At 44.1% G+C, this 10,454-nt stretch carries 11 protein-coding genes; 8 read left to right on the plus strand and 3 right to left on the minus strand.

The window, feature by feature from the left end:
- The first annotated feature begins 18 nt into the window (after positions 1-18).
- The 3 genes from xseA to ABWY16_RS10180 are packed head-to-tail and all read left to right on the plus strand — an operon-like array spanning position 19 to position 2,518.
- The gene (gene xseA, locus ABWY16_RS10170) at positions 19-1,392 is read left to right on the plus strand and encodes an exodeoxyribonuclease VII large subunit (RefSeq protein ID WP_353904538.1); all 1,374 of its coding nucleotides are present in this window, start codon (positions 19-21) and stop codon (positions 1,390-1,392) included.
- Positions 1,370-1,576 carry an exodeoxyribonuclease VII small subunit gene (gene xseB / locus ABWY16_RS10175; protein ID WP_353904539.1) on the plus strand — a complete coding sequence of 69 codons (207 nt, stop codon included), beginning with the start codon at positions 1,370-1,372 and terminating at the stop codon, positions 1,574-1,576. The genes xseA and xseB overlap by 23 nt, the downstream gene beginning before the upstream one ends.
- 24 nt (positions 1,577-1,600) lie before the next feature.
- Positions 1,601-2,518 carry a tetratricopeptide repeat protein gene (locus ABWY16_RS10180; protein WP_353904540.1) on the plus strand — a complete coding sequence of 306 codons (918 nt, stop codon included), beginning with the start codon at positions 1,601-1,603 and terminating at the stop codon, positions 2,516-2,518.
- Positions 2,519-2,535: 17 nt separating this feature from the next.
- Here ABWY16_RS10180 and ABWY16_RS10185 read toward each other — a convergent pair whose 3' ends face one another.
- Together ABWY16_RS10185 and ABWY16_RS10190 are read right to left on the minus strand one after the other, a co-directional pair.
- A complete protein-coding gene (locus ABWY16_RS10185) occupies positions 2,536-2,898 on the minus strand; it encodes a response regulator transcription factor (RefSeq protein WP_353904541.1) in 363 nt (120 codons plus the stop codon).
- A gap of 91 nt (positions 2,899-2,989) precedes the next feature.
- The gene (locus tag ABWY16_RS10190) at positions 2,990-3,352 is read right to left on the minus strand and encodes a response regulator (RefSeq protein ID WP_353904542.1); all 363 of its coding nucleotides are present in this window, start codon (positions 3,350-3,352) and stop codon (positions 2,990-2,992) included.
- A gap of 147 nt (positions 3,353-3,499) precedes the next feature.
- Between ABWY16_RS10190 and ABWY16_RS10195 the strand changes: the two genes are divergently transcribed.
- The 3 genes from ABWY16_RS10195 to ABWY16_RS10205 all read left to right on the plus strand — a co-directional run bounded on the left by ABWY16_RS10195 (position 3,500) and on the right by ABWY16_RS10205 (position 5,208).
- On the plus strand, positions 3,500-3,679 hold the full coding sequence (locus tag ABWY16_RS10195; RefSeq protein WP_090555717.1) for a BF3379 family histone-like protein: 180 nt from the start codon (positions 3,500-3,502) through the stop codon (positions 3,677-3,679).
- 106 nt (positions 3,680-3,785) lie between these two features.
- The gene (gene mgrA / locus ABWY16_RS10200) at positions 3,786-4,778 is read left to right on the plus strand and encodes an L-glyceraldehyde 3-phosphate reductase (RefSeq protein WP_353904547.1); all 993 of its coding nucleotides are present in this window, start codon (positions 3,786-3,788) and stop codon (positions 4,776-4,778) included.
- A 43-nt stretch (positions 4,779-4,821) separates the two neighbouring features.
- Positions 4,822-5,208 (plus strand): acyl-CoA thioesterase, encoded by a 387-nt coding sequence (locus tag ABWY16_RS10205; protein WP_353904543.1) that lies wholly within the window; start codon positions 4,822-4,824, stop codon positions 5,206-5,208.
- A gap of 246 nt (positions 5,209-5,454) precedes the next feature.
- On the opposite strand, the gene ABWY16_RS10210 is transcribed toward ABWY16_RS10205, so the two are convergent.
- On the minus strand, positions 5,455-6,651 hold the full coding sequence (locus ABWY16_RS10210) for a C1 family peptidase (protein WP_353904544.1): 1,197 nt from the start codon (positions 6,649-6,651) through the stop codon (positions 5,455-5,457).
- A 162-nt stretch (positions 6,652-6,813) separates the two neighbouring features.
- On the opposite strand from ABWY16_RS10210, the gene ABWY16_RS10215 reads away from it, so the two are divergent.
- The gene (locus tag ABWY16_RS10215; RefSeq protein ID WP_353904545.1) at positions 6,814-7,848 is read left to right on the plus strand and encodes a CobW family GTP-binding protein; all 1,035 of its coding nucleotides are present in this window, start codon (positions 6,814-6,816) and stop codon (positions 7,846-7,848) included.
- A gap of 18 nt (positions 7,849-7,866) precedes the next feature.
- Positions 7,867-10,446 (plus strand): M1 family metallopeptidase, encoded by a 2,580-nt coding sequence (locus ABWY16_RS10220; protein WP_353904546.1) that lies wholly within the window; start codon positions 7,867-7,869, stop codon positions 10,444-10,446.
- Positions 10,447-10,454: the final 8 nt, after the last annotated feature.

Below are 10,454 nucleotides of genomic sequence, written 5' to 3' on the forward strand. Positions count from 1 at the left end.
TTAACCACAAGAACGACATTGGCAGCACTACCCTCCATCAGACTATCTGAACTGACCGCACAGATCCATGATACCATTAATGGTGTTTTTGGCTCAAAGACGTTTTGGGTAATTGCAGACATCACCAATTATACCTATAAGCCCCAGAGCAACTTTCATTATTTCGAACTCGTAGAGAAAGATAAATCATCTGCAAAGATCCTCGCCAAGATAGGCGGCAGGGCATGGGGAAATGCCGCTGTAAATATTTCCAACTTTGAAAAAGCTACCGGGCAGCAGTTCAAAAATGATATCAACGTACTGGTTCAGGTGGCCGTGCAGTATAACCCTGCCTTCGGACTGCAGCTCAATCTGCTGGATATTGACACCAGTTTCACCCTGGGGAGGTTTGAACAGCAGCGAAAGGAAACGCTGGAAAGACTGCTGAGGGATAATCCTACATTTATCCGCTTAGAGGATGGGCAGTACCGTACACGCAATAGTGACCTGCAGCTGAACCGTGTATTACAGCATATTGCGGTAATATCCTCTGACACTTCCGCGGGATACCATGATTTTAAGCATACGCTGGAGAATAACACTTTCGGTTATCGATTTGAAATAGATGATTATTTTGCCCTGGTACAGGGAGAAGGGAACGCAAAGCAGGTACTGGCACAGCTGATCGCGGTCTTTGGGTCAGGCAAATCCTATGATGCACTGGTGATCATCAGGGGCGGAGGTTCGCAGATGGATTTCCTGATTTTTGACAACTATGAACTTAACCGCGCCATTGCCAAGTTCCCTATACCTATAATTACAGGGATCGGACATCAAAAGAATGAAACCATAGCTGACCTCATGGCACATACATCAACCAAGACACCAACAAAAGTGGCGGAGATGCTGATTGCACACAACAGAGGTTTTGAGGATGCGTTACTATCCTTACAGCAACAGATCATCATCAGGACCTTCCAGATGATGACCCACCATAAGGAACAGTTAAACCGGCTCAATCAGGTGACCATCAATTCTTCCAGGAACCTGATTCACGAAAAACACCGAGACATCCTGAATCTTTCTGGCATGATCCTGACTAATCCAAAGATCATCCTGTCCAACAAGAGAAAAGACCTGAATAACCTGCTGGCCAACCTGCGGTCGTTCAACAGGATGTATTTCATCAATCAGTCCAGGTACATCGCTCATTTTGAGTCTGTAGTGCGGCTGATGAGTCCGCAGAATATATTGAACAAAGGATTTGCCATTGTAAAGGTCAATGGTGTAATTGTGGGCGATGCTGCTTTGATAGAGGAAGGGACAGAAATGACTGTGACGCTCGCCACAGCAGAAATCAACACAAAAGTATTAGCTAAAACATCACGTAATGGAAAAGAATTTGAACTATGAGGAAGCTTACCGGGAACTGGCAGAGATTGCCGCTGAGATCGAGACCGAAGCAGTATCTGTTGATGTGCTTGCAGAAAAGGTAAAACGGGCATCCCTGCTGATCGCTTTCTGCCAGACAAAATTAAGATCTACCGAAACAGAGGTCAACAAAATTATAAAGCAGATGGAAAACCAACCCTTATAACTACCTTCGTTTAAAAATAAAGATATGTTAGTTTACAGCGCAGAAGAAGAAGAAGAATTTTTTGATCAGATCGATCAGGTGTATGTACTGGCAGAGTCAGACCAAACCGAAGAAGCCGAAGCTTTATTGCTGGAGATCGAAAGCGGGATCCCTGATCCAAAAGAGAATTGCAGCGTCGGCGCCATCATGCTGGATAGCATCTATGCTTTTTATGAGCAGATCGGGCAGCTTGAAAAAGCTTTGCCCTATTTCCTGAAAGAAACAGCATACCTGCAGGAGAAGATGCAAACCGAAGAAGTAAAGAATATAGTTCATTTTATAACTGTAGGCAATATTTACTATACACTTCAGGATTTAGACCAGGCAAGGGTATACTTTAAGATTGCATTTGACCTGGGTAAAAAGAAAGTCTTTGCTGATTCACATCCTGATTTCCTCTTTATCGCACTGGCTGCTGATGAGGACTTCGAAGATTTCAAAAGAAACTTTGTTCCGGCAGAAGAAGGAGCTGATGATGAAGAAGAACTGACAGACGAACAGCAGGACCTGATGGACGAGTATTGTGAAAAGGGAAATGCAGAAATGGATGAAGAGAACTATGCTGCAGCTGCAGAATGGTTTAAAAAGGCTTACGCTGTTTTACCCGAGCCAAAAGAAGATTGGGAGGCAACCGGTTATATCACAGCTTCACTGGGTGACGCCTTGTTTAGTGAAGGCAAATTTGCAGAAGCGAAGGAGCAATTGCTGATCGCTTACGAATTTTACAGTGCCGAAGAAAATAATCCCTTTGTGTTGTTGCGTTTAGGCGAGGCTTGTTTTGAGCTTGGCGATGAGCAGATGGCGCTTGAATTTTTATTGAAAGCCTATCAGCTGGAAGGTGCGCAGCTTTTTGATGATGATAAGAAATATCTGAAATTCCTGAAGAAACATCACGATTTATAATCAAATGATAGCAGCGGCTATGCAATCAGTAGCTGCTGCTCTATTACAGATACCAGGAAGGAAACGTCAAAAGGTTTGTGCACTACCTCATCCGCACATATTTCCTTCACAATCTCGGCTTTTGGATGCGTAGAAAGCACTATAACAGGGATGTGACTAGTATTACCCGAAGATTTTATCGCTTCACACAATGCTGTCCCTTCGGCCGTTGGATGGATAATATCCAGTAAGATGGCATCCGGGCCAAAGTCTTTAATGTGATCAAAAACTTCTTTATCGGAGTTGATCAGGTCCAGGTCATACCCCTCCTCGGTCAGAATGATATCAATTAATTCAAGTATATCTTTGTTTTTTTCCAACACTAATATCTTTTTCTTCATATGATCAAAGTCAGCCAGGATAACAATAGGAGGGGGAAATCCTGCAGAACAAATATATATAGAAAAATAGTAATCCGCTAGGAAAAATTTGTCAGGCCAAATGCTTTTTGACCAGATCTGTAAGGTCATCCAGGTCAAATGGCTTTCCGAGAAATTCATCGGCGCAGGCTTGTTTAACCACCTGATGTTCAGTAGCGTGGGCCGACATGATGAGGACAGGTATATGTCGTGTTGCAGGGGACTTCTTTATCTCAAGACATAAGTCAAGACCGTTCCCATCAGGAAGTTTAACATCCAGCAGGAGCAGATCCGGCTCAGGGTTTTCGGACTGCTGCTGTCTGTAATCTGAGATACTATCTGCAAGTCTAACCTCGTATCCCATTTCAACGAGCAGGTAACAAATAATATACCTGATATCTTCGTCGTCCTCAACAATAAGTATCCGTTTCCCCATATACATCTATTAGTTTAACTTTTATATCTGGTAATACGATGTAAAAGGGATTAGGTATCTTGGTTTGAAATAAAAACTTAATAAAAATGGCGGAATATGTATTTATTTCGTAAAAGTTATATATTTGGCCATATTAAAGATTAAAACATGGAAAAATTTACAAAATTAAAAGAACTGCTTGCTTCGGTTGAAGCTGACGCAGAGAAGTTTTACAATGCTGGAAACAGTGCTGCAGGTACAAGAGTACGTAAAGCAATGCAGGATTTGAAAGTTCTTGCTCAGGACATTCGTGCTGAAGTAACAGAGAAAAAAAATTCGGCTAAGTAAAATTAGCTCAACCTAACCTGAAGAGGGTATATCAAAACAAGGTCTAACGCAATCTTATGGGTTGATGAACCCTGCTTTGGTATTCCCTCTTTTCATTTTCAAGATTATGCCCTATATCGCGCATCCAGACCGTTATACAAATATGCAATACCGCCGTTGTGGTAAAAGCGGACTGAAATTATCTACCCTGTCCCTGGGACTATGGCACAATTTCGGTCATGTTGATCAGTTACAAAATTCTACAAATATCATCAAGCTGGCCTTCGACAGCGGGATCACCCATTTTGACCTGGCCAATAATTACGGCCCGCCTCCGGGTTCTGCCGAAGAAAACTTTGGGGCCATCCTTAAACACAACTTCGCATCCTACCGTGATGAAATGGTAATCTCCTCAAAAGCAGGGTATACGATGTGGGACGGACCGTATGGCGACTGGGGTTCCAAAAAATACCTGGTTTCCAGTATGGATCAGAGCCTGAAGCGCATGGGACTGGATTATGTGGATATATTTTACCACCACCGCCCGGATCCTGAAACGCCGCTGGAAGAAACGATGGCTACGCTGGACCTCTTTGTTCGTCAGGGGAAAGCGCTGTACGTAGGAATTTCCAATTACAAGGCCCCGGAAGCTGCAGCAGCAATCAAAATACTACGCGAAATGGGTACCCCATGCCTGATTCACCAACCTAAATATTCCATGTTTGAAAGGTGGATCGAGAAAGATTTACTGGATCTGCTTGGTAAGGAAGGGGTTGGCTGTATTCCATTTTCCCCGCTTGCACAAGGTCTGCTCACAAACAAATACCTGCATGGCATTCCCGAAGATTCAAGAGCGGCGAAATCAACTGGTGCGCTGCAGCAGGCACAGATTACTCCGGAGGTTTTAAAGCAGCTGAATGCCTTAAATGCGCTTGCTGCTGAACGCGGACAAACACTGGCACAGATGGCCTTGTCCTGGATATTACGCGATGAAAGAATTACTTCGGTACTGGTAGGCGCAAGCAGGCCTGAGCAGTTGCAGGATTCCCTTAAATGTCTGGAGAACCTTGACTTCACAGCGCAGGAATTACAGCATATTGAACATATCTTAGCAGATTAAACACACACCGCAGGATTAGCCTGCTACGAATACTATACAATAAATGACAATAGAAGAAAAGATCAAAGCCTCAGAGACAAGGATTTTTAAAGCTGTATTTCCGAATACAACGAACCATTATGACACGCTGTTTGGCGGATCGGCAATGATGATGATGGATGAAGTGGCATTTATCTGTGCAACGCGGTTCTGCAGGCAAAAAATGGTGACAGTGAGCAGCGACAGAATAGATTTTACGCATCCGATTCCTGCAGGTACAATCGTTGAACTTGTGGCAACGGTTAGCCATGTCGGGAATACGAGTATGAAGGTCAACGTAGATATATTTGTGGAGCAGATGTATTCTGAACTGCGGGAGAAAGCGGTTAGTGGCAGTTTTTCTTTTGTTGCCATGGATGAGTATAAGAAGCCTACTCCGATAATTAAGTAAGAGTTTTCCGGCTTTGTCTATAAAATTGTGATGTGCTGATTCAAACCCGATGTTTATTTGATTTCGATTGGCATCTAAATCAAATAAAAAACGCAGGGTTTGAATCAGCACATTACAATTTTAAAATATCATCTCAGCCTGCAGTTTAATACAATTACCGGAGAAAACATCTATTGAGGTCCCGATCACAGTTTTCTCCTGACAGCTGTAGCAACCTTTATATTACCAGAGAAAAATCAATTGCAATTACAATCCCAGTTTCTTGCTGATTGCTGCAGGGATACCGCCTTTGTTTAAGAGAAAAGCAGTTGTTTTGTATTTCACGTAGTTTTTAGTTACATACAAATAGCCTTTGTAATCGTTGGTTACGCCCCAGGAGTTTTTCACTATGTAGTATTCCTTACCGTTCTGATCTTTGGCAAGTCCTATGATGTGCATACCGTGATCATCGGTAGTCTGGTAGTTGTCAAATGCCTGCTGACGGTTCTCCTGGGTGATTTCCATTTCCGGTTTTGGTTCGCTGAATAGTGTGGCAGTTTCCTCTGCAGTCATTTCTTCAACAGGTTTTGCCGGAACATATGCTACGCCGTTTTTGTAGGAGAAAAACTTTTCACTTACATCGGTAGCCCATGCCACAGAATATCCTTTTTTCAATGCATTGTCTATGATCTCAGTGATTTCATTTACAGGAACATTGGAAACCTGGTCAAAGGACCAGTTGTCTGGTACCAATAACGTAAATTTAGAGTAGAAGGGATGATCGCTGAAGGACGAAAGTTCAACGTAGTCTTCCGGCTTAATGCCAACAACCTCTTTTGCAAAAGTCTGCGGAGTATAACTTTTGCCTTTGTAGTCAAATTTCTCCGGTACAGCTCCCAGATAGGAGTCGATCATACCCGTATATGCCTTTTCCCAGTTTGGTGTCAGTGTACCGTTTGCATTTTTAACTACCGCTTCCAGCATCCCCGAAGTGATAGCGCCCATTTCCGCAAATTTGTTCTTCCTGGTTCCGTAATTTAATCCGGTATAATTGATTTGCGGCACAGCGCCGTATTTCTTGTACATGTTAATTACATCGTGCAGAGCACCGCCGTCTCCAAGGGTTACTGCTCCGTGCATACGTACATAGTTAATGCCTTTTTCAACGTAGGCATTACGCGCTGAAAAAATTTGCGAGAGCACAACCGGTTTTTTGCCCATTCTGATCATCTCTGATTCGAGGAAGGAATTTGTAGAATAACTCCAGCAGGTACCTGATGAGCCCTGGTTTTGTACAGGCGTGTTTTCAAGGTTGATGATGTCAGTAAATTTAAAGCCTGCAGTGCTGTTGGCCGACTGGTTGTTTTTAAGAGAGTTGACCAGATTATCCTGGGCGAAGCCAAAAGTTGAGGATAAAAGTAGTCCGGAAGCCAGGAAAAATGGCTTGATAAATGATGTAGTCATATTTGTGTTTAATTCTGCAACCTAATTGCGTTTGTGTATCTTTGTGGGGCAATCTACATTTTTTACAGAAAGCGGGAAAAAATTGAAAGGATTTTGAGGGTTGCGCAACATGAAATTTACGAAGCTTTCATGTGGGGTTAATTTTTTTAAATATAAAAGCGAATGAAAGCAAAAGAAGTAACACTCCTGACCGGTTTTCTGGGGGCTGGTAAAACAACAGTACTCAATGCGGTAATCGCAAAAAAGAAAGATACACGTTTTGCCATCATCGAAAATGAAATTGGTGAGGAGAGTATAGATGCCGGACTGATCCTTAAAGGAGAAGACGACATCATGGAGCTGAACAATGGCTGCCTCTGCTGTACCCTCAATGATAATATCTATGAATTACTGAATAATCTCTGGGACAGAAGGGATTCCTGGGACCACCTGATTATCGAGGCTACAGGCATAGCCGATCCGGCAAATATCGCGCATCCTTTCCTTACCAGTGATAACGTAAAAAGGGGTTTCGATTTGAAAAGGGTAATCTGTATAGTTGATGCAGAGCTGATTGAGGACCAGCTGAAAGAACATCCCGAGGCCATTAAACAGATAGCCTTCAGTGACCTCATCCTGCTCAATAAAGTAGAAAAGGTGGCTGCTGAATATGTGAAGGAACTGCAGGCAATTTTAAAATCAATTAATCCTTTTGCAGAAACGCTGATTGCCGAAGGGCAGAATTTTCAGATCAGCAAACTCTTCGAAAGGGAGCGTTTCGCTAATTTTTACAGCAATCCCAAACCAGTGGTTACGCCCAAAGGGATATTCAGCCTGGGCAACGCGGAAAAGGAGAAACAGCCTTTGGTTGCGTTTGGTACTTCGCACAACAGGCACGAACACAGTGATATTGAAACTATTTTGCTGAAGTATAAGGACAGCATGAACATCGAAGAGCTCGAGCACCGGATGATGGTTTTCCTCATCGCGCAGTCGGCCAATGTTTACCGCGTAAAAGGAATTATCTACAGTCACCATTTCCAAAGCAGGATCGTCCTGCAGACAGTCGGCAAGTCGCTCGCAATCTCAGTCGGCGAAACCTGGTTGCCCGATGAGATCCGGGAAACAAAGATTGTAGTGATTGGCAAAGGTCTTAAATTGTACGGATTCGATAAAATGTTCCGCACCTGTCTTTATTCCCCATCAGATATAAAATAAATCAATTAAATTGGCCACATGTTAAGTGGTTATAAAGCGGTATTACCCATAGTATGTGTTGCATTTTCGAGCATTGTGCTCTCCTGTTCATCGCGAAAGATTATCAATGATCCCCTCCTGGAAAAAGGTGTGGACAGATCGCTCGCTATTTACCGAAAGGCAGTACTAAGCAACATTCAGTATATGCTCGACCTGGATATCCCTGCGCAGAAAACCAAACCTGTAACTGCGCACGAAACTTTAACTTTTACGCTGAGCAATCTCAGGCTGCCTGTACAGGTTGATTTCAAGGAAGATCCTTCGAAAATCAGCAGGATGACGCTTAATGGCCATCCCATCGAAACAGATCATCAGAAAGAACACTTGCTGCTGCATCCTGAATTTCTGAAAAAGGGTGTCAATGTCCTGCAGATAGACTTCATTGCAGGCAACGGCGCACTGAACAGAAATCCCGACTATCTCTACACGCTATTTGTACCAGACAGGGCAAGGACTGTTTTTCCCTGTTTCGATCAGCCCGATCTCAAGGCCATTTACAACCTTACGCTCCACGTTCCACAAAACTGGAAAGCAATTGCCAATGCAGAACTAAAGGATTCGGTGATTGGGCAGCAGTATAAAACCTATCATTTTAAGCCATCCAACCTGTTGAGTACTTATCATTTTGCTTTTGCCGCAGGTGATTTTAAACTGTATACCGGGACTTTAGCCGGTAAAAATGCAGAGTTTCTGTACCGCGAGACTGATAAATCCAAAATTACGCCCAGTCTGCCAGCCATCTTTGGAATCCATACATCAGCACTCAAATTCTATGAAAAATGGACGGGCATTCCATATCCTTTCCAGAAGTTTGGCTTCGCAGCCATTCCTGATTTCCAGTTTGGAGGGATGGAACATCCCGGTGCGATTCAATACAAAGCTTCTTCACTGTTCCTTGATGAGGGTGCTACAAAAGATCAGATCAATTCCCGCAACACTTTGATCGCACACGAAACTGCACACATGTGGTTTGGCGATCTGGTGACCATGGACTGGTTTACGGATGTCTGGATGAAAGAGGTATTCGCGAATTTTATGGCGGATAAAAATGATGGAGAAGCAGGCGGCAAAGACAGCTACGCTTTCAAATTCCTGATCGATCATTTTCCTGCAGCATATGCTGTAGACCGAACAGCCGGGGCAAACCCAATTCGTCAGCCCCTGGATAACCTGCAGGACGCCGGCTCACTTTACGGAAATATCATTTACCATAAGGCACCGGTGATGATGCAGCAGCTGGAAAACCTGATGGGCAAAGACCGCTTTCAGCAGGGGGTAAGGGAGTACCTGCATCAATTCTCCAATGGAAACGCATCATGGCCGGATCTCATAGATATACTGGACCGGTATACCCCGGCTAACCTGAAAGCCTGGAATAAAGTATGGGTAAACGAGAGCGGCCGGCCTGTTATCAGTTATACGATGGCCACCGATCATGCGAAGATCTCCCATTTACAGCTGGAGCAGCATCCGGAATATGGTCAGCAGCGCGTGTGGCCACAAACCTTTGAGATCAGCCTTTTTTATCCCGGATCAGTTAAGGTAATACAGGTAAATCTGAGGGGAGAAAAGCTGGTACTGAAAGAGGCGGAAGGACTGCCGGAACCGCAACTGATCCTCTTTAACTCTGCCGGTGAGGGTTATGGGGAATGGCCGGTAGACCCGCGATTGCCGGAACAACTTTCCAGGTTAGAAAAACCGCTGCACCGTGCCACAGCCTATATATCATTGTATGAACAAATGCTCAGCGGAAAGGCCATCCAGCCCGACCGCCTGCTCAGTGTATTTGCGAATGCCCTGCAAACAGAACAGGAAGAGTTGAATATTAAATTGCTCAGCGGTTATATTAGTACGCTTTACTGGCAGTTCAGCACAGCCGGACAAAGAAAAACTTTATCCGCCATTCTGGAAAAACAAATCTGGGCCGCCTTGCTGAAACAAAAAAACAGCAACAATAAAAAGCAGCTTTTTAAGGTTTATCAGGATGTATTCATGAATGCCGAAGCCCGGAAAAGATTACACCAGGTCTGGGAAAGCCAGGTTCCACCGGCAGGAGTTGCGCTTTCAGAAGACGATTACACCAGTCTGGCTTTTGCGCTGGCCCTGCGTGATGACGCAGACCAGTCTATACTCGCGGTTCAGAATAGCCGCATCAGCAACCCAGACAGAAAAAGGCGTTTTGAATTTATAATGCCGGCGGTTTCGGGCGACAAGCTCAAGCGCGACGATTTTTTTAACAGTCTCAAATTATTGCCCAACAGGGCTAAAGAATCCAATGTACTGGCCGGATTGTACTACTTGCATCATCCTCTGCGCCAGGCTTCCAGCGTCCGTTATTTGCAGCAAAGTCTTGAGCTTCTGCAGGAAATCCAGACTACCGGTGATATCTTTTTCCCGCAATCCTGGCTGCAGGCCACATTTGGATCTTACCAGGGTAAAGAGGCCGCCGATGTTGTCAGGGGTTTTTTAAGTGCAAATCCCGATTACAATCCAAAGTTAAAGGCTAAAATCCTGCAGAATACAGATAATTTGTTCAGGTCAGAAAAACTGGTTCAGTGATTGTGCAA

Source organism: Pedobacter sp. (genome assembly GCF_040513095.1).
Lineage (GTDB): Bacteria > Bacteroidota > Bacteroidia > Sphingobacteriales > Sphingobacteriaceae > Pedobacter.

Excerpts from the sequence above, each read along its gene's own strand:
- xseB (WP_353904539.1), top strand. The coding sequence starts at position 1,370 with ATGGAAAAGAATTTGAACTATGAGGAAGCTTACCGGGAACTGGCAGAG.
- mgrA (WP_353904547.1), top strand. The coding sequence starts at position 3,786 with ATGCCCTATATCGCGCATCCAGACCGTTATACAAATATGCAATACCGC.
- ABWY16_RS10205 (WP_353904543.1), top strand. The coding sequence starts at position 4,822 with ATGACAATAGAAGAAAAGATCAAAGCCTCAGAGACAAGGATTTTTAAA.
- ABWY16_RS10220 (WP_353904546.1), top strand. The coding sequence starts at position 7,867 with ATGTTAAGTGGTTATAAAGCGGTATTACCCATAGTATGTGTTGCATTT.
- ABWY16_RS10190 (WP_353904542.1), bottom strand. The coding sequence starts at position 3,352 with ATGGGGAAACGGATACTTATTGTTGAGGACGACGAAGATATCAGGTAT.
- ABWY16_RS10185 (WP_353904541.1), bottom strand. The coding sequence starts at position 2,898 with ATGAAGAAAAAGATATTAGTGTTGGAAAAAAACAAAGATATACTTGAA.
- ABWY16_RS10210 (WP_353904544.1), bottom strand. The coding sequence starts at position 6,651 with ATGACTACATCATTTATCAAGCCATTTTTCCTGGCTTCCGGACTACTT.
- ABWY16_RS10195 (WP_090555717.1), top strand. The coding sequence starts at position 3,500 with ATGGAAAAATTTACAAAATTAAAAGAACTGCTTGCTTCGGTTGAAGCT.
- ABWY16_RS10180 (WP_353904540.1), top strand. The coding sequence starts at position 1,601 with ATGTTAGTTTACAGCGCAGAAGAAGAAGAAGAATTTTTTGATCAGATC.
- ABWY16_RS10215 (WP_353904545.1), top strand. The coding sequence starts at position 6,814 with ATGAAAGCAAAAGAAGTAACACTCCTGACCGGTTTTCTGGGGGCTGGT.